The sequence below is a fragment of the Agrobacterium sp. YIC 4121 genome (assembly GCF_002008205.1).
In the GTDB taxonomy this organism is placed as follows: domain Bacteria; phylum Pseudomonadota; class Alphaproteobacteria; order Rhizobiales; family Rhizobiaceae; genus Agrobacterium; species Agrobacterium leguminum.
Genome location: NZ_MRDI01000018.1, coordinates 62,751 through 88,132, shown reverse-complemented (window position 1 = coordinate 88,132; position 25,382 = coordinate 62,751). Strand labels below are relative to the sequence as shown.

Annotated in this window: 29 protein-coding genes; 17 read left to right on the top strand and 12 right to left on the bottom strand. The window is 61.7% G+C overall.

What is annotated here, in order from left to right:
* Window positions 1-70: 70 nt before the first annotated feature.
* Window positions 71-1,303, top strand: a complete 1,233-nt coding sequence (locus BTE54_RS17175) for an NnrS family protein (RefSeq protein ID WP_078053288.1) — start codon at window positions 71-73, stop codon at window positions 1,301-1,303.
* 81 nt (window positions 1,304-1,384) lie between these two features.
* Here BTE54_RS17175 and BTE54_RS17170 read toward each other — a convergent pair whose 3' ends face one another.
* From BTE54_RS17170 to BTE54_RS17135, 8 genes are all read right to left on the bottom strand, one after another.
* Window positions 1,385-1,918 (bottom strand): DUF2249 domain-containing protein, encoded by a 534-nt coding sequence (locus BTE54_RS17170; protein WP_078053287.1) that lies wholly within the window; start codon window positions 1,916-1,918, stop codon window positions 1,385-1,387.
* Window positions 1,919-1,996: 78 nt separating this feature from the next.
* Complete coding sequence (locus BTE54_RS17165) at window positions 1,997-2,302, bottom strand: DUF2249 domain-containing protein (RefSeq protein WP_035257647.1); 306 nt, start codon at window positions 2,300-2,302, stop codon at window positions 1,997-1,999.
* Window positions 2,303-2,448: 146 nt separating this feature from the next.
* The gene (locus BTE54_RS17160) at window positions 2,449-4,347 is read right to left on the bottom strand and encodes a nitric oxide reductase activation protein NorD (protein ID WP_078053285.1); all 1,899 of its coding nucleotides are present in this window, start codon (window positions 4,345-4,347) and stop codon (window positions 2,449-2,451) included.
* Between the two features lie 72 nt (window positions 4,348-4,419).
* Window positions 4,420-5,232 (bottom strand): MoxR family ATPase, encoded by an 813-nt coding sequence (locus BTE54_RS17155; protein ID WP_078053324.1) that lies wholly within the window; start codon window positions 5,230-5,232, stop codon window positions 4,420-4,422.
* 64 nt (window positions 5,233-5,296) lie between these two features.
* Window positions 5,297-6,643, bottom strand: coding sequence for a nitric-oxide reductase large subunit (locus BTE54_RS17150; protein WP_020811069.1), 1,347 nt, complete (start codon window positions 6,641-6,643; stop codon window positions 5,297-5,299).
* A gap of 24 nt (window positions 6,644-6,667) precedes the next feature.
* A complete protein-coding gene (locus BTE54_RS17145; RefSeq protein ID WP_003520968.1) occupies window positions 6,668-7,120 on the bottom strand; it encodes a cytochrome c in 453 nt (150 codons plus the stop codon).
* A gap of 166 nt (window positions 7,121-7,286) precedes the next feature.
* Window positions 7,287-7,577 carry a hypothetical protein gene (locus tag BTE54_RS17140; RefSeq protein ID WP_104679871.1) on the bottom strand — a complete coding sequence of 97 codons (291 nt, stop codon included), beginning with the start codon at window positions 7,575-7,577 and terminating at the stop codon, window positions 7,287-7,289.
* A gap of 5 nt (window positions 7,578-7,582) precedes the next feature.
* A complete protein-coding gene (locus tag BTE54_RS17135) occupies window positions 7,583-8,116 on the bottom strand; it encodes a cytochrome c oxidase subunit 3 (RefSeq protein WP_078053283.1) in 534 nt (177 codons plus the stop codon).
* A 138-nt stretch (window positions 8,117-8,254) separates the two neighbouring features.
* On the opposite strand from BTE54_RS17135, the gene BTE54_RS17130 reads away from it, so the two are divergent.
* Both BTE54_RS17130 and BTE54_RS17125 read left to right on the top strand, forming a co-directional pair.
* Window positions 8,255-8,410 carry a hypothetical protein gene (locus BTE54_RS17130; RefSeq protein ID WP_003520964.1) on the top strand — a complete coding sequence of 52 codons (156 nt, stop codon included), beginning with the start codon at window positions 8,255-8,257 and terminating at the stop codon, window positions 8,408-8,410.
* 12 nt (window positions 8,411-8,422) lie between these two features.
* On the top strand, window positions 8,423-9,100 hold the full coding sequence (locus BTE54_RS17125) for an NnrU family protein (protein WP_078053282.1): 678 nt from the start codon (window positions 8,423-8,425) through the stop codon (window positions 9,098-9,100).
* A gap of 22 nt (window positions 9,101-9,122) precedes the next feature.
* On the opposite strand, the gene BTE54_RS17120 is transcribed toward BTE54_RS17125, so the two are convergent.
* From BTE54_RS17120 to BTE54_RS17110, 3 genes are read right to left on the bottom strand one after another with little or no spacing between them, the layout of a single operon-like run.
* A complete protein-coding gene (locus BTE54_RS17120) occupies window positions 9,123-9,695 on the bottom strand; it encodes a UbiX family flavin prenyltransferase (RefSeq protein WP_078053281.1) in 573 nt (190 codons plus the stop codon).
* The gene (locus tag BTE54_RS17115; RefSeq protein ID WP_198939176.1) at window positions 9,692-11,206 is read right to left on the bottom strand and encodes a UbiD family decarboxylase; all 1,515 of its coding nucleotides are present in this window, start codon (window positions 11,204-11,206) and stop codon (window positions 9,692-9,694) included. Before BTE54_RS17115 ends, BTE54_RS17120 begins: the two co-directional genes overlap by 4 nt.
* 56 nt (window positions 11,207-11,262) lie before the next feature.
* Window positions 11,263-11,613 carry a DUF488 domain-containing protein gene (locus BTE54_RS17110; RefSeq protein WP_078053280.1) on the bottom strand — a complete coding sequence of 117 codons (351 nt, stop codon included), beginning with the start codon at window positions 11,611-11,613 and terminating at the stop codon, window positions 11,263-11,265.
* Between the two features lie 149 nt (window positions 11,614-11,762).
* Here BTE54_RS17110 and BTE54_RS17105 point away from each other — a divergent pair, with 149 nt between their 5' ends.
* From BTE54_RS17105 to BTE54_RS17040, 14 genes are all read left to right on the top strand, one after another.
* Window positions 11,763-12,278: an SCP2 domain-containing protein gene (locus BTE54_RS17105; RefSeq protein ID WP_078053279.1), complete on the top strand. Its 516-nt coding sequence runs from the start codon at window positions 11,763-11,765 to the stop codon at window positions 12,276-12,278.
* Window positions 12,269-13,246 carry a peptidase U32 family protein gene (locus tag BTE54_RS17100; protein WP_078053278.1) on the top strand — a complete coding sequence of 326 codons (978 nt, stop codon included), beginning with the start codon at window positions 12,269-12,271 and terminating at the stop codon, window positions 13,244-13,246. The genes BTE54_RS17105 and BTE54_RS17100 overlap by 10 nt, the downstream gene beginning before the upstream one ends.
* 5 nt (window positions 13,247-13,251) lie before the next feature.
* Window positions 13,252-14,190 (top strand): U32 family peptidase, encoded by a 939-nt coding sequence (locus BTE54_RS17095; RefSeq protein WP_078053322.1) that lies wholly within the window; start codon window positions 13,252-13,254, stop codon window positions 14,188-14,190.
* The gene (locus BTE54_RS17090; RefSeq protein WP_078053277.1) at window positions 14,187-14,570 is read left to right on the top strand and encodes a hypothetical protein; all 384 of its coding nucleotides are present in this window, start codon (window positions 14,187-14,189) and stop codon (window positions 14,568-14,570) included. The genes BTE54_RS17095 and BTE54_RS17090 overlap by 4 nt, the downstream gene beginning before the upstream one ends.
* A 147-nt stretch (window positions 14,571-14,717) precedes the next feature.
* Window positions 14,718-15,701 carry an ABC transporter substrate-binding protein gene (locus tag BTE54_RS17085; RefSeq protein WP_078053276.1) on the top strand — a complete coding sequence of 328 codons (984 nt, stop codon included), beginning with the start codon at window positions 14,718-14,720 and terminating at the stop codon, window positions 15,699-15,701.
* 5 nt (window positions 15,702-15,706) lie between these two features.
* A complete protein-coding gene (locus BTE54_RS17080) occupies window positions 15,707-16,516 on the top strand; it encodes an ABC transporter permease (protein WP_078053275.1) in 810 nt (269 codons plus the stop codon).
* Window positions 16,513-17,265, top strand: a complete 753-nt coding sequence (locus BTE54_RS17075; RefSeq protein ID WP_078053274.1) for an ATP-binding cassette domain-containing protein — start codon at window positions 16,513-16,515, stop codon at window positions 17,263-17,265. The genes BTE54_RS17080 and BTE54_RS17075 overlap by 4 nt, the downstream gene beginning before the upstream one ends.
* Window positions 17,262-18,449 (top strand): NnrS family protein, encoded by a 1,188-nt coding sequence (locus BTE54_RS17070; RefSeq protein ID WP_078053273.1) that lies wholly within the window; start codon window positions 17,262-17,264, stop codon window positions 18,447-18,449. Before BTE54_RS17075 ends, BTE54_RS17070 begins: the two co-directional genes overlap by 4 nt.
* Window positions 18,450-18,650: 201 nt before the next feature.
* Window positions 18,651-18,836, top strand: a complete 186-nt coding sequence (napE, locus tag BTE54_RS17065) for a periplasmic nitrate reductase, NapE protein (RefSeq protein ID WP_003585411.1) — start codon at window positions 18,651-18,653, stop codon at window positions 18,834-18,836.
* A 7-nt stretch (window positions 18,837-18,843) separates the two neighbouring features.
* The gene (locus BTE54_RS17060; RefSeq protein ID WP_078053272.1) at window positions 18,844-19,344 is read left to right on the top strand and encodes a ferredoxin-type protein NapF; all 501 of its coding nucleotides are present in this window, start codon (window positions 18,844-18,846) and stop codon (window positions 19,342-19,344) included.
* Window positions 19,337-19,624: a chaperone NapD gene (locus BTE54_RS17055; RefSeq protein WP_003520944.1), complete on the top strand. Its 288-nt coding sequence runs from the start codon at window positions 19,337-19,339 to the stop codon at window positions 19,622-19,624. Before BTE54_RS17060 ends, BTE54_RS17055 begins: the two co-directional genes overlap by 8 nt.
* Window positions 19,599-22,103 (top strand): periplasmic nitrate reductase subunit alpha, encoded by a 2,505-nt coding sequence (napA, locus tag BTE54_RS17050; RefSeq protein ID WP_078053271.1) that lies wholly within the window; start codon window positions 19,599-19,601, stop codon window positions 22,101-22,103. The genes BTE54_RS17055 and napA overlap by 26 nt, the downstream gene beginning before the upstream one ends.
* Window positions 22,073-22,564 carry a nitrate reductase cytochrome c-type subunit gene (locus tag BTE54_RS17045; RefSeq protein WP_078053270.1) on the top strand — a complete coding sequence of 164 codons (492 nt, stop codon included), beginning with the start codon at window positions 22,073-22,075 and terminating at the stop codon, window positions 22,562-22,564. The genes napA and BTE54_RS17045 overlap by 31 nt, the downstream gene beginning before the upstream one ends.
* Before the next feature lie 2 nt (window positions 22,565-22,566).
* The gene (locus BTE54_RS17040) at window positions 22,567-23,262 is read left to right on the top strand and encodes a cytochrome c3 family protein (RefSeq protein ID WP_269313700.1); all 696 of its coding nucleotides are present in this window, start codon (window positions 22,567-22,569) and stop codon (window positions 23,260-23,262) included.
* A gap of 103 nt (window positions 23,263-23,365) precedes the next feature.
* Here BTE54_RS17040 and BTE54_RS17035 read toward each other — a convergent pair whose 3' ends face one another.
* On the bottom strand, window positions 23,366-25,279 hold the full coding sequence (locus BTE54_RS17035; RefSeq protein ID WP_078053268.1) for a PhoX family phosphatase: 1,914 nt from the start codon (window positions 25,277-25,279) through the stop codon (window positions 23,366-23,368).
* Between the last annotated feature and the right edge of the window lie 103 nt (window positions 25,280-25,382).

The following is a 25,382-nucleotide window of genomic DNA, read 5'->3' as shown; positions in this document are numbered from 1 at the left end:
TGCCTGTTCGCAAAGAAGCCGGACGGGCTTGCGTCTAGACATATGTCAAGACCAAGCAAGGAGCATTATAATGAGTGGCAGCGAAACCGTTCTCACCCAAGGGCGCAGCCGGCCAAAGGGCGGCATTCCAAGAGGGCTGGCGCGCACCGGCCCGGTTATCTTTTCTTACGGCTTCCGGCCGTTTTTCCTCGGCGGCGCCCTCTGGGCCATCGTGGCGATGGTGTTGTGGATCGCAGCCCTTTCGGGCTTCATCGACCTCGGCGGGGATTATGGCGCACCGAACTGGCATGCCCATGAGATGCTGTTCGGTTTCGCTTCGGCAGTGCTGGCGGGCTTTCTTCTGACCGCTGTGCCGAACTGGACGGGGCGGCTGCCGGTATCGGGCAAACCGCTGGTGTGGCTGTTTGCGCTCTGGTGCGCCGGCCGGCTTTTCCTGCTTGTGCCGGACCAGGTGGGCGTGGTCACCGCCGCAGCCGTGGACGGGCTTTTCCTGCCGGCGCTTCTGGCGATCTGCGCGCGTGAGGTCATTGCCGGGCGCAAATGGAAGGACCTGAAGGTGCTGGGCGGGCTGCTGGCGCTTTCCGTCGCCAACATCGTATTCCACGTTGCAGCGATTGGGGGCGATCATAGCCAGATCGCGACCCGCCTTGCGGTCTCTGCCTATACCGTGCTTGTCATCATCGTCGGCGGCCGCATCGTGCCGAGTTTTACCCGCAACTGGCTGAACCGTTTCGGCCGCACGGATTTTCCAGTCCCCTATAACGGTTTCGACACCGCAGCCATCCTGACCGGTATCGCGGCGCTGGCCGTCTGGACAATAGAGCCAGGGAGCATCGTGGCCGTACCAACGGCGCTTCTGGCGGCTTTCATGCACGCCGTGCGTCTTATCCGCTGGCGCGGCTGGACGACGTGGCCGGAGCAGGTGCTGGTGGTGCTGCATGTCGCCTATGCCTTCATTCCCGCCGGTTTCATCACCATAGCGCTGGCCGCGATTGACGTGATGGATACGCGCTCGGTCCTGCATGTCTTCACCGTAGGCGTTATCGGCTGCATGATGCTTGCGGTGATGACAAGAGCGAGCCTTGGCCATACCGGGCGCAAGCTCGCGGCCAGCAGGGTCACCATCGCCGCTTACGTGGCGCTGATCGCCTGCGCGCTGCTGAGACCGGCAGCCGAGTTCTTCCCTGATGCGATGATGCATCTCTACGCTTGCTCGGCGCTCTTCTGGATCGTGGGTTTCGGTCTCTTCTGCGTTGAATATGGGCCGATCCTGATGCGCGAGCGCAAACCGCTGAAAGCCTAGATTGCTTGCGACGCCGCCAAAACGAAACGCCCCGGAAGCAATTTCCGGGGCGTTTCGTTATCGAGGGATTTGATATCCGGCTTAATGCGCGCCGGCACCGGCGCGGATGAAGATGCGAAACGCCGTGCGCGCCTCGTCGAAATTGCCGGCCCATTGATGACCCCGTGCCAGAAGCTCCGGGTAAAGAAAGGTCGGCTCCTGCGGCATCAGCACGAAGATCACGGCGCCCGGCGGAAGGCGGTCGAGTGCTGTAAGCGTGCGGCTCGCCTGGCCTTCGGCCGTTTCGTCGCTGAGATCGAGATAGATGACCGGGTCTGGCCATATCTGCGGCTCCTCAGCATTGCCCGCAAGCGCCGGTGAAACAGAAATCTGCTCCGCTTCAGTGGATTGTGGTGTGAACAGCACTTCCCAGTCGCCGCCGCCGATTTCCCTCACCTGATGGTCGAAACCGCGCTCTGCCATCACCTTGAACAGCGGAACGGGCCGGAAGGTGGCGTATAATCGCAGCGCCTCACCCGGCGCAAGTCCGGCCACGGCTTCCATGATGGCCGGAAAGGGCTCGCCTCCGCTCAGCAAAAGCGGCCGGACATCGAGTTCCCTGATCATTTCCGTCATTGCATCACCTCATCTGTCGGCTGGCGGCGGCAAGGGCCGGCCGCCAGAGGTCTTTTCACCACACGGCCGGGGCAGGGGTCAATGTTCGGATCCGCAGCAGCATTCGCAGCCGGACATATCGTCCTCGGAACCTTCGGCCTGTTCTTCCAGGCGGCCGATATCGAGGCGCCAGACTTCCGGGCCCTGTTCGAGATATTCCCAGCCGAACTGACCGGGAAAATTGGTGGCCAGCTGGTAAAGCAGCGGACGGGGGTCGTGATCGCTGGTGATCTGCAGCGATTGACCCTCGGTCAACGCGCCGAGCGCACCGAAAATGCGCGGATGACGTTCGCGATGCGGAATGATGCGCACATCTATATTGGTTGCGGTTTGGGCTTCGGACATAGGCTGGCTCCATGGCCGCGGATGGAATGATGTCCGGCGGTGCGGCCGGCCGGCGGACTGGAAAAACCTATCCGCCGTGCCGTCGAGAGACATTGTCGCCGCGCAAACAAACCTGAGATTCGTCAGGTCTGTCTGCGCGACATGCGTCAGCCGGCAAGGCTGCGATAGATTGCCGGCAGCGCCGATGGCAGCTTGGCGATCCTGTTGACGATGGCATAACCGTTCTGGCCGAACATGGCCGGAATATAGGACTGCGCCTTGCTGTCGACCGTTACGCCGAAGACGCTGACGCCCGAGCGTCGCGCTTCGGAGACCGCGCGGCGGCTGTCCTCGATGGCGAAGCGGCCTTCATAGTGGTCGACATCGTTCGGTTTCCCGTCCGTCAGCAGCAGAAGCAGCTTGCGGCGCTCCGGCCTCTCACGCAGCTTGGCGCTGGCATGGCGGATGGCGGGGCCGATGCGGGTGTAGAAGCCGGGCTTCAGCGCCGCAATGCGCCGCTCGACAGCGTGGCCCATCGGCTCATCGAAATCCTTCACCGTTTCCACCCGCACCCAGGAACGGCGGCGGGAGGTGAAGGTCAGGATGGAGTGACTGTCACCACAGGCGGAAAGCCCGTGCGCAAGCACCAGCAGGGCTTCCTTTTCCACATCGAGCACCCGGCGATTGTCGAACCAGGCATCGGTCGAAAGCGATACGTCAACGAGGATCGTTACGGCGAGATCATGCGCCTGCGGGCGGCTGGCCATATGGAGGCGGTCGCTGCCCTGTCCGCCGGCGGCGATATCGCTTCTGGCGCGAACCACGGCGTCAAGATCGAGATCGTTGCCGTCAAGCTGGGCGCGCAGCATCTCGTGGCGTGGCCGCAGCACCTCGAATTGCCGCCTGACCCGGCGGATGAGGCTTTTGGTGTGCGGGTCGGGTTCCGGTACCGTCTCCGCGTCTTTCGCCGGACCGGTGATGACCCGGCAATGATCGGCGAGATAGGTAACGCTGCGATAATCCCATTCGGGATAGGTGAGCTCTGCCGTCAGCGCGGTATGGTTCAGTGCTTCGGGCGGCAGGTCCAGATCGAAGCGGAAGCGGGCGGAAGGCCGCCCTTTTCTTTCACCCAGCGTCATGTCATCCAGCTCGTCGGCTGCACTGCCATCGGCATCGTCGCTGTCGTCCCCGGGACGGTCGACATTGACCATCTCCGCCATGGCTAGGATTTTTTCGAAACGGTTGAGGATGAAGGGGCTGCGTTCGGTCTGGCGGTTCTCTGTCTTTTCGCGCACGGCGATATGACGGGCCGCTTCCGCTCCCTGTGGTGCTGCGCTCACCGCCGGCTGGTCTTCGCTTTGCCTGGCCTCGGATGTTTCGCGCAGCAGCGTGTCCGGCCAGAGCGGAACAGGCAGCATCGGCAGATAACGCGGCGGCGCTTTGGCTAGAAGACCGACGGGCGGCGGATAGCCTTCAATCCCTGCTGCATCGGCCAGCATGGAAAGCACCCGCTGTTCCACCTGCTGTTCCGCCTGCGGCAGCGGCCGCTTCTGCCGCACCGCGAGCATGGCGGCGCAAAGCCGGCGATAGCGGGTCTTCATGCCGGGAAAAGTACGGGTTACGGTCTCGGCCAGTTCCGCGGCGCGGTTGAGCCGGGCAAGATCGTTGCGCAACGGGTCGGCAGCCATGACTGGTTCAAGCGGCATCAACGCCATGGCGGCGGCGAGCCAGAGATAAAGATCGCGATTGAGGTGGCGGTCGGGAAATAGATCGAGCACTGGCGGCAGCATCAGCGTGGCATGATCGCGGCCGGGCTGAGCAAGCTTTTCTTCGCCGAGACCCATGCGCTGGCGAAGCCTCAGCCGGTGTGTGGAGGTGCGGGCGCGCGCCGGGGCGATCTGCACCGCGTGTTCACCGCCAAAACCGCGGAAACATATGGCCAGCACGGTCTGCATGTCTTCCAGCCTGACGGCGTGATCGGGAAAGCGCAGCCATGTGCCGGTTTCGCCGATCAGCCTGTGCCAGGCGCGGCCGACGGTTTCTTCCAGTTCCAGAAAATCCAGCATGGTTTATCCTCATGGCATCGAGCCGGAATGCGCGGGTAATACCGCGCATTCAGATATGGATATAAATGTGCCTTATCGGATGACCGCATCCGCGACTTCATGCAGCGCGGCCTTCACATCCGGCTCGTCGGTCAGCGGTTCGATCATCGCCGCGCGCACGGCCTGACGGGCGGGAAGGCCGGTATCGATGAGGCTGGCGCAATAAACGAGCAGGCGGGTGGAGACGCCTTCTTCCAGATCGTGGCCTTTCAGGCCGCGCAGCCGGTGGGCGAGATCGACGAGCGGCTCGACATCGCGCGCATCCAGCCCGCTTTCATGCGAAACGACGGCAATCTCCTGCTCCTTCGGCAAAAAATCGAATTCAATGGCGACGAAGCGCTGGCGGGTGCTGGGTTTCAGGCTCTTTAAAAGGTTCTGATAGCCGGGATTATAGGACACGACGAGCATGAAGCCGGAGGGCGCTTCCAGAACCTCGCCGGTGCGCTCCAGCGGCAGGATACGGCGGTCGTCGGTGAGCGGATGCAGCACAACGGCCACATCCTTGCGCGCTTCCACAATCTCGTCGAGGTAACATATGCCGCCCTGGCGCACGGATCGTGTCAGCGGGCCGTCCATCCACACGGTTTCGCCGCCTTTCAGCAGGTAACGGCCGGTCAGATCAGCGGCGGCAAGATCGTCGTGGCATGAAACGGTGGAAAGCGGCAGGCCGAGTTTCGCTGCCATATGGCTGACGAAACGGGTCTTGCCGCAACCGGTCGGACCTTTTAGCAGAAGCGGCAATTGCCGCACCCAGGCGCTTTCGAACAGCGTGCATTCATTGCCGAGCGGTGTGTAGAACGGCGCGTCCGGCAAAGGCTGCGGCGCGGGGCGGAAAATCGTATTCATCGTCATCTCCATGGTTGATGGTAAGGACCGGCTCTCCGGGGGAAAAGGAGAGCCGGTCCGTTTCTCATTCGGCGGGCTGCACGAGGCGGGCAACGTCGCCCTGTTTCTGCTTGCCCGGCACCAGGACTGCCCAGATGAACATGATTGCCGAAATGAGAACTGCGAAACCGGAGCCGAGGCGGATCCAGTAGAAGATCGCCAGCTGGTCCTGCACATCCATGAAGCTTTCGCCCATGACCCGCTGAAGCTGGATCTGCACCACGCCGGCAAAGGTCAGCGCGAAGGTCATGACCGACATGGCCGTGCACATGACCCAGAAGCTCGTCATCGAAAGCCACTGATTATACGGCGCACGTTTCTTCATTTCCGGCACGGCATAGGCCATCATGGCAAGGTTCAGCATCACATAAGCGCCGAAGAAGGCGAGGTGGCCGTGGGCGGCGGTGAGCTGCGTGCCGTGGCTGTAATAGTTCACCGAAGACAGCGTGTGCAGGAAACCCCAGACGCCGGCGCCGAAGAAGGCCATGACCGAGCAGCCGATCGACCACAGAAGCGCTGCGCGGTTCTCATGCTTGCGGCCGGCCTTCCAGGTCATGACGAAGGTGAAGATGACCATGGTGAAGAAGGGGGCCACTTCCAGCGTCGAGAACAGCGAGCCGATCCACTGCCAGTAACCCGGCGCGCCGATCCAGTAATAATGGTGGCCGGTGCCGAGAATGCCCGAGAAGAGGGCAAGGCCGACGATGACATAGAGCCATTTTTCCACCACTTCGCGGTCAATGCCGTTGAGCTTGATCATCAGGAAGGCGAGGATCGAGGCCATGATCAGTTCCCACACGCCTTCCACCCACAGATGGATGACGTACCACCAGTACATCTTGTCGAGCGCCAGGTTCATGGGGTTGTAGAAGGCGAAGAGGAAGAAGATCGCCAGACCCCAGAGACCGAAGAGCAGGATATTGATGACGGTGGTCTTGCGGCCCTTCAGCGCCGTCATGGTGATGTTGAACAGGAACATCAGCACGACAAGCACGATGCCGACCTTGATCGCAAAGGGCTGTTCGAGGAATTCGCGGCCTTCGTGGATGCGGAACATATATCCGACCACGGCAACGGCGGCGGCCACCAGGAAGATCCAGAACTGCGCGATGGCGAGTTTCGGGCTGTAAAGCTCGGTTTCCGTTTCTTCCGGCAGAAGATAGAAGGTCGAGCCCATGAAGCCCATCAACAGCCACACGACCAGTGCATTGGTGTGGATCATACGCACGATGTTGAAGGGCAGAAGCTCGGAAAGCGTATTGGGCAGTACGTAGATCGTGGCGGCGACGACGCCGAACAGGATCTGCGCCACGAACAGCCCGATTGCGCCGTAAAAATACAGCATGGCGACTTTTTGCGTCTGGTATTTCATCTCGTCATCTCCTTGCCGTCAGCCTCAACCCGCATCGTTCGGCGGCCAGTTCTGTGTCTTGATCCGGCTCGTCCATTCGAGGAAGTCGACCAGATCATCGAGTTCCTGTTCGGTGAGATTGAACTGCGGCATCTGGCGGCGGCCTTCGATGCCGGTGGGCTGGGCGGCCATCCACGCCTTGATGGAATCGCGCGCCGCCTCCTTGTCTTCCACGCCGCCATAGCGCTTCCAGACATTGCCGAGTTCGGGCGCGAAATAGGCGCCTTCGCCGAGCAGCGTGTGACAGTTGATGCAGGAGTTTTTCTCCCACACATGTTTGCCGCGCGCGACGCTTTCCGTCAGCGTGCTTTCATCCGTCGAGGTGGTGCGCATGTAATAATGGCTATGGGCCGTCAGCCCGACGAATATGGCGAAGAAGAAGATGGAGCCGCCGTAAAAGACGTTTCGCGCTCCTGTTTTGGTCAGGCGTTCTGCCATGCCAATGGTCCTTTCCATCCGGAAGACCGCTTATGCGGACTGGCTTGATCGAACCCTCTTGCCGGGATTTGCCAGCATGCTTCGGGTCTCGCCCCTTTCTAGCCGCTGGCCGCCGGCGTTCTTTGCCATTTGGCAAACAAGTGGAGAGGTGGTGTGGTCCGCCTTTTCAGAGCGACAAAATGCCCTGCAGAAACGCCCGCAACAGGGCTGCGGCGGCAAAGATGGCCGGCCATGCCAGAAGTGCTGTGCGCAGCAGGCCTCGCTCTTCGCCAAAACCCAGAAAATCGTCGATGACGCGTCTGGATTTCAGGAGCGCGAAAAGCAGCATCAGGCAGGCGGCGGCGACCGGCGGCAGAAGCGCCGCTTTCCAAGATGTCACGACGGCCGTACCGGCAAGAACAAGAATGGCGAGTGCTGCAAAACTTCTTGCAAGCTGGCGGGAGGTGCGGTGGATCATGATTGTCAAACCAGATAGACGATGGGAAAAATGACGATCCAGACCAGATCGATCACATGCCACAGCGTCGTCACCAGCGTGACGTTCTCGTTTTTGGGGAAGACTGCGACGAGAAACAGCAGCGCGGCCACGAAGACGACATGCAGCAGGTGGAAGCCGGTGAGCAGAAAATAGAGCTCGAAGAAAGCGCCATAGGCGGGATCGGAGGCGAAGGCGATTTCGGTGGAATATTCATAGAGTTTTACACCGACGAAAGCGAAGCCCAGCAGGCCGGCAAGCACAAGTGCCCGTCTTTTGCCCGCCAGCGCGGTGTAGCGGCTGGCCGCAACGGCCGCCTGCCAGCCGCTCGCCAGCAAAATCAGCGTATTGAGACCGGCAAGCTGCGGCTGCAGATGTTGGCGCGCGGCGGCGAAGGCCTCGGGATTGAGGGCGAAGGCAATGATGAAGGCGCCGGTCAGCGCGCCGAAAGCGGCAAGTTCGCTCCAGACCAGAATCCACAAAAGCAGGTTTCCGCTTTCCTCTTCCGTATTTATCGCCATGGTCTTGTCCGTAATTGTAAAACAGCAAGCCACGCTTAGGCGTCCTCAAACCCCGCTTCTTTGCGGTCGGTCAAAGAAGGGAGCGTGCAAAGCCCTATTGTCATGACAAAGCGCAACTCTCAAAAAATGGAGCTTCCCATGAACGACGCGCAGGTCGGGCTGATTGTCGCAACCCCTATTATCATTGGCTTTGCGGTGCTGTTGTACCGTATGGGAGTATTGCAGCGCATGGGCGCGGTCTCCGCCGTGCTTGCCTCCGTGGCCATTGCTTCTGTGCTGTTCCTGAACCAGTGAGAAGGCAGTCGCATGCTTGAACTTGTCGCCGCTCTTTCGCTTTTCGTGGCGCTGCATTCCATTCCCGCCGTCCCTGCCGTGCGCGGCCGTCTGATCGCGGCACTCGGCAGGCCCGCCTATTTCGGGGCTTATTCCGTGGTCTCGCTTCTGACGCTGGGCTGGGTATTTTATGCCGCGCTGTCGGTCGATTATATTCCGCTTTGGGATGTCGCGCCCTGGCAGGCGCATGTCACCTTTCTGGCGGCGCCGATTGGGCTGTTTTTCGTGCTGGCCGGTCTTCTCAGTGTCAATCCGCTCTCCATTTCCGTGCGGCAGGGAGATAGACCGGGGGCAATCGTGCGCATCACGCGGCACCCGGTACTCGTCGGCTTTCTATGCTGGTCGTTGGGGCATGTCGTGCCGAATGGCGATCTGCGCTCCGTCATCCTGTTCGGCGGCTTTGCACTGTTTTCGCTCGGCGGAATGGCCATGACCGCGAAACGCGCCCGGAAAAGGTTGGGGAATGCGTGGAACTTGGCGGCTGCCGGAAGCGGTACGATTCCCTTCGCGGCGGCTCTCACAGGCAAAACGCGCCTCGCCGTGGACGGGCCGATGCTGTTAGCCGCAGCGCTGACAGGGTTGACGGTGTGGTGGCTGCTGGCCGGCGGCCATGCCGCGCTCTTTGGTGCTGACCCGATGGCCTATCTTTGATGGCTCACGACGTCTTCACCACTTACGGCTGCCATATCGGCGCCTGCGGCGCGGAAGCGATGCCGAGCTGGTCGATGGCGCGGGCGGCGAGCTGGTCGACAATATCGTCGACGCTTTGCGGCCTGTTATAAAAGGCCGGCACCGGCGGCATGACGATCGCACCTGCCTCCGTCACCGTGCACATGTTGCGCAGATGGATGAGATGCAGCGGCGTCTCGCGCGTCATCAGCACAAGTTTCCGACGTTCTTTCAAATGCACATCGGCGGCGCGGGTAAGGAGATTGTCCGAAAGCCCGGTTGCAATGGACGCAAGTGTGCGCATGGAGCAGGGGGCGACGATCATGCCGGCCGTCGGGAAAGAGCCGCTGGCAATCGCAGCGCCGATATCGTCGACGGCATGATTGACGCTGGCGAGCGAAAACATCCGCCCCATGGCTTGCGCCCCTTCCTCGTGGAACACGGTGCGTCTGGCGGATTGCGACAGGACGAGATGGATTTCGACGCTTTTCATCCCGGCAAGGCGCTCGATAATGCGCAGGGCGATGCCGGCACCCGAGGCGCCGGTGACGCCGACCACGACGCGGCACGGGATCATGGCCGTTCTCCAAGGCCGAGATCACGCCACATCAGATCCACCTGTGCGATGACGTCAGGTGTCATGGAGAGCGCGCGGCCCCATTCGCGCTCCGTTTCCGGCGGCAGCTTGCGGGTGGCGTCCAGCCCCATCTTGCCGCCGAGGCCGGTTTTCGGTGAGGCGAAGTCGAGATAATCGATCGGCGTATCGTTGATGATCGTTGCATCGCGCGAGGCGTCGAAGCGGGTCGAAAGCGCCCAGATGACATCCGCCCAGCTGCGTACATTGATGTCGTGATCGACCAGAATGATGAGCTTCACATAGCTGAACTGCGGCAGCATCGACCAGAGCCCCATCATCACCCGCTTTGCCTGACCGGGATAACGCTTGTCGATGGAGGCAACCATGACGCGGTAGGAACAGGCCTCCGGCGGCATCCACAGATCGACGATTTCCGTAAACTGCTTTTTCACGAGCGGCAGGAAAATCTCGAGCATGGCTTCGCCGAGAACCGAAGGCTCATCCGGCGGCCGGCCGGTATAGGTGGAAAGATAGATCGGATCGCGACGCATGGTGATGGCCGAGAGCGTCATGACCGGAAAGGATTCGACCGAATTATAGTAGCCGGTATGGTCGCCATAGGGGCCTTCGAGTGCCGTTTCCGTTGCCGAAACGGTGCCCTCCAGTACGATCTCGGCATTGGCCGGCACCGGCATCGGCACGGTTAAAGCTTTTGCGATGCGGCTTTTCGAGCCGCGCAGCAGGCCGGAGAAGCCAAGCTCGCTGATTTGGTCGGGAAGCGGCATCACGGCGGAAAGAATGGTGGCAGGGTCGGCCCCAATGGCGACGGTAACGGGCATATCCAGCCCGCGCGCCTGCCACAGCCGGTGGTGATGCGCCCCGCCGCGATGCGCCAGCCAGCGCATGATCACCCTGTCCGGCCCCAGCACCTGCATGCGATAGATGCCGACATTGATATCGTCGGGATCGTCAGGCGCACGGGTGATGACCAGCGGCCAGGTGATGAGCGGGGCCGGCTCGCCCGGCCAGCACCATTGCACCGGCAGGCAGGCAAGGTCGATTGAGTCACCCGTCAGTACCCTTTCCTGCACCGGCGCGCGCGAGACGTTTCGTGGCCGCATGGAAAGTGCTGCTCTCAGAAGAGGCAGCTTACCCCACGCTTCGGCCATGGATTTCGGCGGTCGCGGCTCGCGCAATTCGGCGAGCTTTCGTCCAAGTGCGGGCAGGCCGTCGGTCTCAAGCCCCAGCCCCCATTCGATACGTTGACGCGTGCCGAAAAGATTGGCAAGCAGCGGTATCGCCCGCACCTTGCCCTCATGGTCGACGGGTTGCTCGAACAGCAGCGCCGGCCCGCCACCGGCAAGCACGCGGCGGTGGATTTCGGTGATTTCGTGCACCAGCGAGACCGGCTGGCGAATTCGCCGCAGCTGCCCACGTTCTTCCAGCAGCCGGATGAAACCGTGCAGATCGGCGGTGCGGATGGGTCTCGTTTCTGTTTCTTCGTCTCTCATGCCGCCTGTTTGCAGGCGGCAATGCGGCATGTCCTTGCGCTGCCGCAAATGCGGCTTCAGTGCAAACGAAGATAGTCGGCGAGAACGATGGCGTGGTTGTGTTCGGTATCATGGGCGGCATAAAGCAGCGTGACGCGGCCTTTCGCCATCAGCTCCTTCATGCGCGCCACGGCATCGGGATTGGCGGCCAGCTCTTCATGATAGTGTTGGGTGAATTCCGCAAAACGTGACGGCATATGCGAGAAACTCTTGCGCAATACGTTGCTGGGCGCGATTTCCTTCATCCATAGGGAAAGCTGTGCGGTTTCCTTGCGCATGCCGCGTGGCCACAGCCGGTCCACCAGAACGCGCGTGCCGTCATCGTCGCTGGCGGGTTCGTAAATCCGTTTGATCCTTATATCGGACATGGGCGGCCTCCTTCGCTTCGCAAGTGAATGATTTATAGCGGCTTTTGTGAAGCCGCACCCGAAAATCTCTCTGTCTTTGCGTTCGCTCAAACCGGTGCCGGCGTGCTGCGGTTAGGTTCCTGCCCGCAACTGACCTGACAGGACCATCTATGAGACCGTTTCCCGCCGCCATCGCTACCCCCATGAATTTTCTGCCCCTTGCCGTGGTGCAGCGAGCGACGGCGGCGATGCTGGCGCAGATCATGAAACGGCACCCGGATATGTTCGGCCGGCTCGGTGAACATAACGGCAAACGCTATGCCTTTCTGCCGGTCGATCTGCCCTTCGCCTTCATGGTCGAGCCGGCGCGCCCGGCCATCACCGTCAGCAGAAAGGGCCGCCTGCCGAAGGTGGATGCGGCGGTGGAAGGGCCGCTTTTCATGTTGCTGGCGCTGATGGAGGGGCGGCAGGATGCCGATGCGCTGTTCTTCTCGCGTGATCTCATCGTGACCGGCGACATGGAGGCGATGCTGGCGCTGCGCAACGCACTTGATGATAGCGGCATTGATCTGCCGCGCGATCTCGGTGCCTTTGGCGGGCCTTTCGCGCCAATGGTAACGGGCCTTGCGAACCGCCTGCGCGGCCATGTTCTATCCGAAACGCGTGGAGGTGCGGCATGGAACTGATCTGTCCTGCGGGAACGCCCGCCGCCTTCCGAGAGGCCGTGGATGCCGGGGCGGATGCCGTTTATTGCGGCTTTCGTGATGAAACCAATGCCCGCAATTTCCCCGGCCTCAATTTTTCCCGCGAAGAGCTGGCCGACGCCATAGCCTACGCGAAAAAACGCGATGTCCAGACCTTTGTGGCGCTCAACACCTTCATGCGTGCTGGCAATGAGGATATCTGGTATCGCGGTGCGGCCGATGCGGTGAAGGCAGGTGCCGACGCGTTAATCCTTGCCGATTTCGGCCTGATGGCGCATGTGGCGGAACACCATCCGCAGCAGCGCATCCACGTCTCCGTACAGGCCTCTGCCTCCAATGCGGACGCGGTGAATTTCCTCGTCGATGCCTTCGGCGCGAAACGCGTGGTGCTGCCGCGCACCCTGACTATCCCCGACATCGCCCGGCTGGCGCGGCAAATCCGCTGTGAGATCGAAATCTTCGTGTTCGGCGGTCTCTGCGTCATGGCGGAGGGGCGCTGCTCGCTATCTTCCTACGCCACAGGCAAGTCACCCAACATGAACGGCGTCTGCTCGCCGGCAAGCCACGTCCGCTACCGGCAGGACGGGCAGGCGCTGGTGTCGGAACTTGGCGATTACACCATCAACCGTTTTCCGGCCGGCGAGGCGGCGGGTTACCCCACGCTGTGCAAGGGCCGTTTCGAGATCGCCGATGACAGGTCCTATGCCTTCGAGGATCCGGTGTCGCTTGATGTGATGGACCAGATCGATGCCTTGCGCGAGGCAGGGGTCAGCGCGCTGAAGATCGAGGGCCGCCAGCGCGGCAAGGCCTATGTGGCGGAAGTGGTTTCCACCCTGCACCGGGCGCTTGCCGCCGGTGCTGAGGAGCGCGGCAGAATGCTTTCCCGCCTGCGGCTCCTGAGCGAAGGCCAGCGCACTACCGTCGGCGCTTATGAGAAACGCTGGAGATGACGCCGATGGCAAAACCCGCAAAAGCCACATTGGCGCTCGGCCCGGTCCTCTATCTCTGGCAGGGGGAGAAATGGCGCGATTTCTATTTCCGCATCGCCGATGAAGCGCCCGTCAGCCATGTCTATCTCGGTGAAACCGTCTGCTCCAAACGGTTTCATTTCACCGAGCCGCATCTGGCAGAGGTGATCGAGCGGCTGGAAAGTGCGGGAAAACAGGTGATCCTCTCGACGCTTTCGCTGGTGACGCTGGAGCGGGAAAGCCGCCACCTGCGAGGCCTGATCGCCGATAGTCCCTATCCCGTCGAGGCGAACGATCTTTCCGCGCTCGGCATGTTGCACGGCACGCCGCATGTCGTCGGGCCGATGGTGAATGTCTATAATGCCGCGACCGCGCGGTTGCTGTCGTCTCGCGGCGCGAGCGCCATATGCCTGCCGCCGGAACTGCCGATGACCTCGGTGGAGCGCATCGTGGCGCAGACGCCGGATGTGGACTTCGAAATCTTCGCCTTCGGCCGCCTGCCGCTCGCCATTTCGGCGCGCTGCGCCCATGCCCGCGCCAAGGGCAATATCAAGGATAATTGCCAGTTCGTCTGCGGGGACGATCCGGATGGATTGCCGGTACGCACGCTCGACCGGCAGTCGTTTCTGGCGCTGAACGGCGTACAGACGGTGTCGCATACCTGCCAGTCGCTGCTTGGCGAATTGCAGGATCTGGCCGCCGCCGGCATTTCCCGCTTCCGGCTGTCGCCGCAGGACTGCGACATGGTCGCGGTGGCGCAAATCCATGACGATGTCCTGGCCGGCAGGCGGGAGGCGGAAGACGGTCTTGCACGTCTCGGGCACATCTATCCGGACGTGCCCTTTTCCAATGGTTTTCACCACGGGCAGGAGGGGGCGGCCTGGATCGCCCGTGCCCGCAACACGGCGCATGGGGTGAATGCATGACGACGAACGGGCAAAGCGAGCAAAAGCTGCCCGCAGCCGCACCGGGCGGAGCGGATATCGCGGCGGCAATCCATCTGGTGCGCGATATTGTCTTGCAGAGCGCGCTTGATTGCAGCTGCCGCGACAGGGTGCACGAGGCGCTGCGCGAACTCGAAGATTTCGAGCGCCAGCGCAATATCGTCAAGCTTCTGGCCGCCGCCCGCGAGGAGCGTCGCAAGATCGCGCTCTTGACCGAGATGCTCTGCGATTTCGCCGAAGACGACACGGTGGATCAAGGCGTGGTTGAAACCGCAAGCCTGATGTTTCTCGATATCGCCGCCGCCGCTCAGGAGGGCTCGCGGCTCCTGCGGGACGCGCGCTCACTCAAGAAGGGTGAATAATCCCTGTTTTTGGCCCTGTTTGATCCTGCGCAAAGAGCGGGCGCTTGCAAAATGTCATTTCCGGGGTGGTGACGCGCCGGGATCGGAAAACGGTCTGAGCGGGCGTCACGCGCATCATGGCGCTTCCGGCGCGAAAGGATCAGGACCATGGCCCATCTCACCCGTCGTCAGGCTCTTTCGGCCTTTTCCGGGCTCGCGGTCGCGACACTTGCCGCACCGCATGTTGCGAAGGCGGAAGCGCCGCTCACCTTTTATGGCCCTCCGGCCGCACCGTCGGCCGTGCTGGCCCATGCGGTAAAGGGCGGGTTCCTGAAGGATGTCGCACCCGGCGCGGTTTTCAAAGCCTGGAAAACGCCGGACGAAATGCGCGCCGCCGTCGCCTCCGGCTCCATGGGAGCGGTGGTGATGCCGAGCTACGGCGTCGCCAATCTCCATAATCGCGGTCTCGGCCTTGGGCTGTTGAACGTGCTGACCACGGGCCTGCTCTATATCGTTTCGAAAGACGGGACGCTGAACTCCCTGCAGAGCCTTTCCGGCAAGACGCTCGCTTTGCCGTTCAAGAACGACATGCCCGATTTCGTGCTACGCCGCCTTGTTGCCGAAAACGGCCTGAAGCCCGGCGACATCACGCTGGAATATGCCGCCTCGCCGCCGGAAGCCGTGCAATTGCTGCTGACGGGACGGGTGGATGCCGCCCTGCTGAGCGAGCCGGCCGCGACCGCCGTGCTCATCAAGGCGAAGTCTTTTTTCATGACCGTCCATCGCACCATCGATATTCAGCGGGAATGGGCGAAGGTGGCCGGCAAGGCTGAAATTCCGCAGGCTGGCCTCGCCTTGACATCGCCGGTCCAGCAAAAACTCGGCAGGGCCGGCATCGAGGCTTTGCAGGACGCCATGGAGACGGCGCTTGCCAGCGCCATGGCCGATCCGAAGACGGCGGCTGATGCGGCCGCCGATGCCTTGGGTTTCCCGCCGGAAATCATCGCCGCTTCCTTTCCGACAAGTCATCTTTGCGCCCTTAAGGCGAGCGCTGCGCGCGCCGATCTCGAGGCGTTTTACGATGAGCTTGCCAGGGCCGACCCGGCAATTATCGGCGGCCGGCGGCCGGATGACGGGTTTTATCTGGTGTAGCAGGCATGAACCGCATTCTCGAAAGTCTTGGCTGGATGGGCCGCTATCTCTGGGCGGGCTGGGCCGGGCTTTCAGGCATTTTCTGTTTTCTCGCCGCCTGGCAGGCCGGGCATGAGATTTATGGCTCCTTCATCCTGCCTTCGCCGGGAGAGACCTTCGCGGCAATGGGGCTTCTGGCGGCGCGGCCGGATTTCTTCGCCATCCTGTCGCAGAGCGCCGTCAGGGCCCTGACCGGTTTCGCCATCGCCGCCGGCATCGGCACGGTGGCGGGCGTGCTGGCGGGCTATTCCTTCGCGGCCATGCGTTTGATGAAGCCTGTCGTCACCGTTCTGCTCGGCGTGCCGCCCATCGGCTGGATCGTCCTTGCGCTCATCTGGTTCGGCTCGTCGGGGGGCACGGCTGTCATGACCGTCATCATCGCCTCGGCTCCCGTGTCTTTCGCCGGTGCGCTGGAAGGTGTCGCCAAGCGGGACCGTCAGCTGGAGGTGATGGCGCAGGCCTTCGGCGCTCCGTGGTTTTACCGGCTGCGCACCGTCACCATGCCGCATGTGCTCTCCTACCTCTTCCCCGCCTGGACGACGACGGCGGGAAGCGCGTGGAAAGTAACCGTCATGGCCGAGCTCCTTTCGAATTCCGGCGGCATTGGCGGCGAACTGGCCACCGCACGCGCGCTGTTCGATATCGCACAGGTCAGCGCATGGCTCACCATCACCGTCGCGCTGGCGCTGCTGACCGATTACGGCCTGCTGCATCTGCTGCGCGAGGCGCTGGAACGCTGGCGCGCCGCCGGGCTGCCATGGGGTGTCAAACGATGAGCGACCGTTCCATCCTGCGTTTCGAGCATGTTGGCCACGCCTTTCTCGGCCGCAGCCTGTTCGAGAATTTCGATCTCGGCATAGCGCCGGGGGAAACCGTTGCGCTGCTCGGCCCCTCCGGCAGCGGCAAGACGACGATTTTACAGATCGCGGCTGGTATCATCGATCCTGTTCGCGGCCGCGTGCACCGCCATTATCGCCGGCAGGGTCTGGTGTTTCAGGAGCCGAGGCTGCTGCCGTGGATGACATTGATCGACAATATTGCCTACGGCCTTGCGGCGGCCGGCATGCCAAAACGGGAGCGGCGCGAAAGGGCGGGCCTTTTTGCGCTGGAGGTCGGTCTGGAGGCGGCTGATTTCGGCAAATATCCGGTGGAACTCTCCGGCGGCATGCGCCAGCGCGCCGGCGTGGCGCGGGCGCTCGCCGTGGAGCCGGACATGCTGTTTCTGGATGAGCCCTTCAGCGCCGTCGATGTCGGCCTGCGCCGTCATTTGCAGGAGCTTCTGGTGGGCGCCGCCCGTCGGCGCGGTTTTTCCACGCTTCTCGTCACCCATGATCTTCATGAGGCGTTGCTTGTTGCCGACAGGCTGATCGTGCTCTCCGGCGTCGATGGCCGAGTCGTTGCCGCGCATAAGCCCGCGGGTTCGCCGGGCCGGCGCATGGCGCGTGCGGTTTTCGACGAAGCGGAACGCCTGTCCGAGAGCCCGGCCTTCGCCGAACTGTTTTCAGCAAGGGAGCGGGTGCGATGAGGCAGCCCCCCATCCTTTCCGAAGCCCTGCGGCTGTTTTTCCCTCTGGCCGCCCTGCACGGCGCGGGCTGGCCCTTCCTGTGGATCGTCATCGGTGGTTATGCACTGCCTTTCGCCGATACGGTGCCTGCATCGCAATGGCACGCCCATGAAATGATCTTCGGCACCTATGGCATGGCGCTTGCCGGTTTTCTTGGCTCGGCGGTGCCGGAATGGACGGATACGAAGCCCGCGCAGGGACGAACGCTGCTTCATCTCGCCGGTCTCTGGCTGCCGGGCCGCCTTATCGGCCTTCTCGGGATGGAGGCATGGAGCCTGTTTGCAGGTTTTTTCGATCTCGCCTTTCTGCTCGCGCTCTCTGTTCTCATCGGCAGGGCGATGCTGGCGCGGCGCACGATGAAACACCTGGCATTCCTTATCTGGCTTCTTCTGTTTACGGCGGCTGAAGCGGGTGTGCGTTATGCCTGGTGGAGCGGCGATCTCGAACTTGCATCCCGCTTGCTGGAGGCGGCGCTGTGCATTTTCACCGTGCTGTTTTCGCTTTCCGCCGCGCGTATCAATGTGGTTGTCATCAATCTGGCGCTCGATCCGAGCGGCGAGACCACGCCTTACCGGCCCCATCCCGGCCGCCAGCATATGGCGGGCGCCATGGTGACGCTTTACATGGCGGCGAAACTTTTCTTTCCGCAGAGCGATGTCTGCGCCTGGCTTTCGCTTGCGGCCGGCGCCGCCTTTTTCGACCGGCTGGCCGAATGGTTCATCGGGCGTGCCGTCTTTAAGACCGAGGTGCTGTTGCTTGGCCTCGGCAACGCCTTTGCGGGCGCGGGTTTTCTGGCGCTCGGCGCGACACGGCTCGGTTTTTCCGTCACGCCCGCCGCAGGGCTGCATCTGCTGTCGGTCGGGGCGCTGGGATGCGCCATCATGGCCGTCTTCATCATTGCCGGGCTGCGGCATACGGGCCGCAATCTGACGCATCTGCCATGGCAGGCGCATGTGGCCGCCCTTCTGATGGCGATGGCCGGGCTGGTGCGCATCCTGCCGGAATTCGATTTTGCCGCAACATTATCGCCCTATCACCATGGCCTCAGCGCCGCTTTGTGGGCGGCGAGCTTCTGGGTCTGGTTGCAGGGCTTCCTGCCTTTCATGCGCGCGCCAGGCGTCGATGAGGCGGGCGCATGCGGATGAGACAGACCTTGCCCCGCTGCGTCGACATCACTGTTCCGACGATTTTGTTTATTTTTTCGGCAAAAGCACAATGTGAAATCAGTGGCTTAGAGAAGGGATATTGATGAATGTTAGTTTTAATAAATAATCAATAAAATCAAGTGGTTGAACATATTTTCTTTTTGGTCGATTATAACTCCAACCGAATAGGGAACCGCGAATATGCCTAAAATAGTCGCGCCTCAACACGCAGATGAAAAGCCAAGCCGGACGAGGGAACTTGTGACCTTCGCCGTTCTGGCCTTCGGAATCTGGCCCATTCTGGCGGTCGGATTTGTCGGAGCCTATGGTTTTATTGTCTGGATGTTCCAGATCATTTACGGCCCGCCGGGGCCGCCCGGCCATTGAGGGCGAGATGATGATGGAAATCTCTCTCAGCCGGCGCGATTTCCTGCGCGGCGGGCAAAAAAATAGACCACGCATCTGTCCCCCCGGGGTCGCGTTGAGCGACCTCGCCGCGTGCAGCGGTTGCGCAAAATGCGTGGAGGCCTGTCCCACCGGCATCATTGCCATGGCGGACGGTTTGCCTTGCGTGGATTTCTCCGCCGGGGAATGTACCTTCTGCGGCAAATGCGCGGAGGCCTGTCCCGAACCGGTCTTTGCCGCCCCCGCGGCGCAGCGCTTCGATCATGTCATGGCGATCGGTGAGGGGTGTCTCGCCTTCGGCAATATCGATTGTCAGGCCTGCCGCGATGCCTGCCCGACCGAGGCTATCCGGTTTCGGCCCCGCCGTGGCGGCCCCTTCGTTCCGGAACTGCGGGAAGATGCCTGCACCGGTTGCGGAGCTTGTGTGTCCGTCTGTCCCGCCAGTGTGATCGAGATCAAAGAGAGAGCCACGGAGATGCAATATGCCTGAAAATACAGGCCGGTATCATGTTTCAAGCGCCGTGGTGGCGGTGATGCCCCAGATGCGGGACGCCGTGCTGGCAACGCTTTCAACGCTCGACAATGTCGAGGTTCATGGCGAGGGCAACGGCAAGATTGTCATTGTCATAGACGGCACGAGCACCGGCATGCTGGGCGATACGCTCACTTATATTTCGACACTCGACGGTGTGATTGCCGCCAACATGGTTTTCGAACACGTCGACACAGAGGAGACAAGCGGCGATGAGCAGCGAACTGACGCGGCGTGATCTATTGAAGGCCCATGCCGCCGGCATTGCGGCGGCAACGGCGGGCATTGCGCTGCCGGCCGCCGCCCAGCCGGTGCCGGGCGGGGTTTCCGCATTGCAGATCAAGTGGTCCAAGGCGCCCTGTCGTTTCTGCGGCACGGGCTGCGGCGTCATGGTCGGCGTCAAGGAAGGCAAGGTCGTCGCCACCCATGGCGACATGCAGGCGGAGGTCAATCGCGGTCTCAACTGCATCAAGGGCTATTTCCTGTCCAAGATCATGTATGGCAAGGACCGCCTGCAAACCCCGCTTCTGCGCAAAAAAGGCGGCGTCTACGCCAAGGACGGCGAGTTCGAGCCGGTGAGCTGGGATGAGGCTTTCGACGTGATGGCGCAGCAGTGCAAGCGCGTGCTGAAAGAGAAGGGGCCGACGGCCGTGGGCATGTTCGGCTCCGGCCAATGGACGATCTTCGAGGGCTATGCGGCCACCAAGCTGATGCGCGCCGGCTTCCGCTCCAACAATCTCGATCCCAATGCCCGCCACTGCATGGCATCCGCCGCTTACGCCTTCATGCGCACCTTCGGCATGGACGAGCCGATGGGCTGTTACGATGATTTCGAACATGCCGATGCCTTCGTGCTCTGGGGCTCGAACATGGCGGAGATGCATCCCATTCTGTGGACGCGCATTGCCGACCGGCGTCTGGGCTTCGACCATGTGAAGGTGGCGGTACTTTCGACCTTCACCCATCGCAGCATGGACCTTGCCGATATTCCGATGGTCTTCAAGCCGGGCACGGATCTCGTCATCCTCAATTACATTGCCAACCACATCATCAAGACCGGGCGCGTCAACGAAGACTTCGTGAAGAACCACACGAAATTCGTGCGCGGTGTCACCGATATCGGTTATGGCCTGCGGCCCGACAATCCGGTGGAAGTGAATGCCGCCAATTCCGCCGATCCGACCAAGACCGAAGCGATCGATTTCGAGACCTTCAAGGAATTCGTCTCCGAATACACACTGGAAAAGACCGCCGCTATGACCGGCGTGGAAGCCGGTTTCCTGGAGGAGCTGGCCGAGCTTTATGCGGACCCGAACCGCAAGGTCATGTCGCTGTGGACCATGGGTTTCAACCAGCATGTGCGCGGCGTCTGGGCCAACCAGATGGTCTACAACATCCATCTTTTGACCGGCAAGATTTCCGAGCCTGGCAACAGCCCGTTCTCGCTCACCGGCCAGCCCTCGGCCTGCGGCACGGCGCGCGAGGTGGGCACCTTCGCCCATCGCCTGCCGGCCGACATGACGGTGACCAACCCGGAACACCGCAAACATGCCGAGGAAATCTGGCGCATTCCGCACGGCATTATCCCGGAAAAGCCGGGTTACCACGCCGTGCAGCAGGACCGCATGCTGCATGACGGCAAGCTGAATTTCTACTGGGTGCAGGTCAACAACAACGTCCAAGCCGGTCCCAACACCAAGAACGAGACCTATCAGGGCTATCGCAACCCGGAAAACTTCATCGTTGTTTCGGATGCCTATCCGACCATCACGGCCATGAGCGCCGACCTTATCCTGCCCGCCGCCATGTGGGTGGAGAAGGAGGGGGCCTATGGCAATGCCGAGCGGCGCACCCATGTCTGGCACCAGCTTGTCGAGGCCTCGGGCGAGGCGCGCTCCGACCTCTGGCAGCTGGTGGAATTTTCCAAACGCTTCACCACGGATGAGGTGTGGCCGGCGGAGATACTGGACGCCAATCCCGCCTATCGCGGCAAGACGCTGTACGAGGTGCTCTTCAAGGACAGCGATGTCGGCAAATTCCCGTTAAGCGAGATCAACGGCGAATACGAAAACCAGGAAGCAAAACACTTCGGTTTCTATCTGCAAAAGGGTCTCTTCGAGGAATATGCCGCCTTCGGGCGCGGCCACGGCCACGATCTGGCGCCTTACGATGCCTATCACGAGGTGCGCGGCATGCGCTGGCCTGTGGTGGATGGCAAGGAAACGTTGTGGCGTTACCGCGAAGGTTATGACCCCTATGTCAAACCGGGCGAGGGCGTGAAATTCTACGGCAACAAGGACGGCAAGGCGGTCATCATCGCCGTGCCCTACGAGCCGCCGGCGGAATCCCCGGATGCGGAATTCGATACCTGGCTGGTGACGGGCCGCGTGCTGGAGCACTGGCATTCCGGCTCCATGACCATGCGCGTGCCGGAACTCTACAAGGCCTTCCCCGGCGCCCGCTGTTTCATGAATGCCGACGATGCGCGCAAGCGCGGGCTCAATCAGGGCGCGGAAATCCGCATCGTTTCGCGCCGTGGCGAAATACGCTCCCGCGTGGAAACGCGCGGCCGCAACCGCATGCCGCCCGGTGTCATCTTCGTTCCCTGGTTCGATGCCAGCCAGCTCATCAACAAGGTGACGCTCGACGCAACCGATCCCATCTCCAAGCAGACGGATTTCAAGAAATGCGCAGTCAAGATAGAGCCGGTCGCATGATCAGGAAACACGGATGGATGATCGCCGCTTTCGTCGTTGCGACGGTGGCGACGGGGGCCGTTGCGCAGATGGTGGCGGAATTGTCCGGTCCGCGCGGTGACGCCATGCAGACCGAACCTGCGAAACCCCTGCCGAAATGGGTGATCGACGATTTCAGGCGCATGCGCGCCTATCCGGAGCAGCCGCCGGTCATCCCGCATTCGATCGACGGTTACCAGCTTTCGGTCAATGCCAATCGCTGTCTCTCCTGTCACAAGCGCGAATTCACGCAGGATTCCGGCGCGCCGATGATCAGCGTCACCCATTACATGACGCGCGAAGGCCAGATGCTGGCGGATGTTTCACCGCGCCGCTATTTCTGCACCGCCTGCCATGTGCCGCAGGCCGACACACGGCCGCTCGTGCCCAACACCTTTCAGGACATGAGCGAAATGGGCGTCAAACCGGCGGGTAGCGAATGATGATCGCCCGTGTGAAAAAACTTCTCGCCTGGCTCTGGGCGGTTCTGACGACGCCGGCCGGCACGCTCAGCCTCGCCTTTCTCACCCTCGGCGGTTTCGTCGGCGGGGTCATGTTCTGGGGCGCCTTCAACACCGCACTCGAAATGACCAACAAGGAAGCCTTCTGCATTTCATGCCACGAGATGAGGGCGAATGTTTATGAGGAACTGACCCGGACGGTGCATTTCTCCAACCGCTCCGGCGTGCGCGCCTCCTGTCCGGATTGCCATGTGCCGCATGAGTGGACGGACAAGATCGCCCGCAAGATGCAGGCCTCGAAGGAGGTCTGGGGCAAGATTTTCGGCACCATCGATACGCGCAAGAAGTTCCTCGACAAGCGGCTGGAGCTTGCCCAGCACGAATGGTCGCGCCTGAAGGCCAATGACAGCCTGGAATGCCGCAATTGCCATTCCTCCGCCGCCATGGACTTTACCAAACAGACACAGCGCGCCGCCGATATTCATTCCAAATATCTGCTGACGGGCAAGGCCACCTGCATCGATTGCCATAAAGGCATCGCTCATGAATTGCCCAATATGGAAGGCATAGACCCCGGCTGGAAAATGCCGCCGGCGCTCAACGACCAGCCGGGGCCGACGGCCTCTGCCGTCGACGACCTTAGGCGTGCGATGACGGATGTGCACCGGAACGTTTTCTGATCGCCTGAAAAAACGCCGTGCATCCCTTCGGGCGCACGGCGTTTTCGTCAGTAGAACCGGATCGCGGCTGTCGTGACGATCCGGTTGCCAATATGTCTGTGGCTTAGCCGATCTTCACATTGTCATCGCGCTTGATGGCGATGATGGTCGAGCGCGGCAGTTTGCCTTCGCCATCCGGGAAGGGGGCGTCGGGGTGCTGGATGCCGACGAAGTGGGTGCGCTTGTCGCCGGACCATGTCTGGCCGGTGACTTCGGAACCCTTCGGGGCGGTGAGGAAGCGCTCGATACGGCCGGTGGCCGGGTCGCCCGCCAGCATCTGGTTGTTGCCCTGGCCGGCGAAGTTGCCTTCATTGGTGTCCTCGCCATCGGTCTGGATCCAGAGCAGACCGGTGCTATCGAACATCATGCCGTCAGGCGAATTGAACATGTTGCCTTCGTTGATGTTCGAAGAACCCGCATAGGCGTCCTTGTGAACGGAAGGGTTGCCGGCCATGCAGAACAGGTCCCACTTGAACTTGCCGTCCGCGTGGTCGTCATTTTCCGGATACCAGCGCACGATCTGGCCGTATTCGTTCTTTTCGCGCGGGTTGGCGGCATTGATCGTCATGGCGTCGCCGCCGGCATTGGCGCGCAGCTTGCCGTCCTTCATTTCGCCACGGCGGCTGTTGTTAGTCAGCGCGCAATAGGCTTCGATGGCGACCGGGTTGATGGCGACCCATTCCGGTCGGTCCATCGTCGTTGCGCCCACCTTGGAAGCGGCCTGACGGGTGAAGACGCAGATTTCGTCGATCTTCATGCCGGTGGTTTCAGGCGTCAGGGCGAGCCATTCGCCGGCGCCGTCGTCGGAAAACTTCGCGACGTAGAGCGTGCCTTCGTCGAGTAGCTTCGAGGTGTCGCCGCCCGGCACGTAGATGCCGTTGGAGACGAATTTGTAGAGGAATTCGCCACGCTCGTCGTCACCCATGTAAACGACGACGCGGCCATCGCGGGCGATCACCACGGCGGCGTTTTCGTGCTTGATGCGGCCAAGCGCGGTGCGCTTGATCGGGGTGGAGGAGGCGTCCGAAGGATCGATCTCGACCACGTAACCGGCGCGGCGCGGTTCGTTGGGGTTCTTGGCGACGTCGAAACGCGCGTCGAACTTCTCATAGGCGTAGCGCGTCTCGGCGACGATGCCGTAACGCTTGTAGTCGTCAGGCAGCTTGAAGGCGGCATCGGTGGTGCCGAAATAGCCGTTGAAGTTTTCTTCGCAGGTGAGATAGGTGCCCCACGGCGTGCGGCCGGCGCCGCAATTGTTGAAGGTCCCGAGACAGTCGACACCCTTCGGGTCGGCGGCGGTCTTGACGAGATCGGAGCCTGCGGCCGGGCCGGAAAGCTTCATCGGCGTATTGTGGTGGATACGGCGGTTGAAGGGGCTGTCGAGAACGATCTTCCAGCCATCCTTGTCTTCCGCGACTTCCATGACGGTGACGCCCTGCATGTTCTGCAGGATCTTCACATCGTCAGCCGTCTTCGGATTGCCTTTGTCAGTGTGCGGCAGGTTGATTTCGGGGTTCACATATTCATGGTTGACGGCGATTAGCTGGTGGCTGCCGACCACGAAGAGTTCCATGCCGTCGGTGTTTTCGCCGAAGACCTTGTCGGAGTTTTCAACGCTGACGCCCTTGGCGGGGTCGAGATCGGGAACGTTGGAGAACAGCGGCTGGCCCCATTTCGCCAGCGGCTTCCAGTTATAACCTTCCGGGACATGGATGGTGTTGTCGGTGGCGGCGGCAATCGGCTTGAACGGGAAACGGCCAACGGCGGCTTCCTGCGCTTCGGCCGAGGTGCTGCTCATCAGGTTGCCGAGCGTGCCCATGGCGGCCGCGGCCGAACCGAAGGCAAGCACGCCGCCGAGAAAGCCGCGGCGGGAAATCGCGGTTTCGACAACGCGGTCGAAATCGGTTTCGGCCGGCGGCGGGTTCTGCAGTTCGTCCCACTCGTCCCAGGACAATTTGCTCGTATCGATGTCGGTCATAGTCTGTCTCCACCGTTGCTTGTTTGGAATCATTCCAGCAAGGTGCCTACCGTCCCAATATTTCATTCGGATGACGGAAAGGGCAGTATCGGCGGTCATTTTC

Coding starts and splice junctions, on each gene's coding strand:
- BTE54_RS17175 (WP_078053288.1), top strand. CDS start 71: ATGAGTGGCAGCGAAACCGTTCTCACCCAAGGGCGCAGCCGGCCAAAG.
- BTE54_RS17170 (WP_078053287.1), bottom strand. CDS start 1,918: ATGACGGAAATGATCAGGGAACTCGATGTCCGGCCGCTTTTGCTGAGC.
- BTE54_RS17165 (WP_035257647.1), bottom strand. CDS start 2,302: ATGTCCGAAGCCCAAACCGCAACCAATATAGATGTGCGCATCATTCCG.
- BTE54_RS17160 (WP_078053285.1), bottom strand. CDS start 4,347: ATGCTGGATTTTCTGGAACTGGAAGAAACCGTCGGCCGCGCCTGGCAC.
- BTE54_RS17155 (WP_078053324.1), bottom strand. CDS start 5,232: ATGAATACGATTTTCCGCCCCGCGCCGCAGCCTTTGCCGGACGCGCCG.
- BTE54_RS17150 (WP_020811069.1), bottom strand. CDS start 6,643: ATGAAATACCAGACGCAAAAAGTCGCCATGCTGTATTTTTACGGCGCA.
- BTE54_RS17145 (WP_003520968.1), bottom strand. CDS start 7,120: ATGGCAGAACGCCTGACCAAAACAGGAGCGCGAAACGTCTTTTACGGC.
- BTE54_RS17140 (WP_104679871.1), bottom strand. CDS start 7,577: ATGATCCACCGCACCTCCCGCCAGCTTGCAAGAAGTTTTGCAGCACTC.
- BTE54_RS17135 (WP_078053283.1), bottom strand. CDS start 8,116: ATGGCGATAAATACGGAAGAGGAAAGCGGAAACCTGCTTTTGTGGATT.
- BTE54_RS17130 (WP_003520964.1), top strand. CDS start 8,255: ATGAACGACGCGCAGGTCGGGCTGATTGTCGCAACCCCTATTATCATT.
- BTE54_RS17125 (WP_078053282.1), top strand. CDS start 8,423: ATGCTTGAACTTGTCGCCGCTCTTTCGCTTTTCGTGGCGCTGCATTCC.
- BTE54_RS17120 (WP_078053281.1), bottom strand. CDS start 9,695: ATGATCCCGTGCCGCGTCGTGGTCGGCGTCACCGGCGCCTCGGGTGCC.
- BTE54_RS17115 (WP_198939176.1), bottom strand. CDS start 11,206: ATGAGAGACGAAGAAACAGAAACGAGACCCATCCGCACCGCCGATCTG.
- BTE54_RS17110 (WP_078053280.1), bottom strand. CDS start 11,613: ATGTCCGATATAAGGATCAAACGGATTTACGAACCCGCCAGCGACGAT.
- BTE54_RS17105 (WP_078053279.1), top strand. CDS start 11,763: ATGAGACCGTTTCCCGCCGCCATCGCTACCCCCATGAATTTTCTGCCC.
- BTE54_RS17100 (WP_078053278.1), top strand. CDS start 12,269: ATGGAACTGATCTGTCCTGCGGGAACGCCCGCCGCCTTCCGAGAGGCC.
- BTE54_RS17095 (WP_078053322.1), top strand. CDS start 13,252: ATGGCAAAACCCGCAAAAGCCACATTGGCGCTCGGCCCGGTCCTCTAT.
- BTE54_RS17090 (WP_078053277.1), top strand. CDS start 14,187: ATGACGACGAACGGGCAAAGCGAGCAAAAGCTGCCCGCAGCCGCACCG.
- BTE54_RS17085 (WP_078053276.1), top strand. CDS start 14,718: ATGGCCCATCTCACCCGTCGTCAGGCTCTTTCGGCCTTTTCCGGGCTC.
- BTE54_RS17080 (WP_078053275.1), top strand. CDS start 15,707: ATGAACCGCATTCTCGAAAGTCTTGGCTGGATGGGCCGCTATCTCTGG.
- BTE54_RS17075 (WP_078053274.1), top strand. CDS start 16,513: ATGAGCGACCGTTCCATCCTGCGTTTCGAGCATGTTGGCCACGCCTTT.
- BTE54_RS17070 (WP_078053273.1), top strand. CDS start 17,262: ATGAGGCAGCCCCCCATCCTTTCCGAAGCCCTGCGGCTGTTTTTCCCT.
- napE (WP_003585411.1), top strand. CDS start 18,651: ATGCCTAAAATAGTCGCGCCTCAACACGCAGATGAAAAGCCAAGCCGG.
- BTE54_RS17060 (WP_078053272.1), top strand. CDS start 18,844: ATGATGATGGAAATCTCTCTCAGCCGGCGCGATTTCCTGCGCGGCGGG.
- BTE54_RS17055 (WP_003520944.1), top strand. CDS start 19,337: ATGCCTGAAAATACAGGCCGGTATCATGTTTCAAGCGCCGTGGTGGCG.
- napA (WP_078053271.1), top strand. CDS start 19,599: ATGAGCAGCGAACTGACGCGGCGTGATCTATTGAAGGCCCATGCCGCC.
- BTE54_RS17045 (WP_078053270.1), top strand. CDS start 22,073: ATGCGCAGTCAAGATAGAGCCGGTCGCATGATCAGGAAACACGGATGG.
- BTE54_RS17035 (WP_078053268.1), bottom strand. CDS start 25,279: ATGACCGACATCGATACGAGCAAATTGTCCTGGGACGAGTGGGACGAA.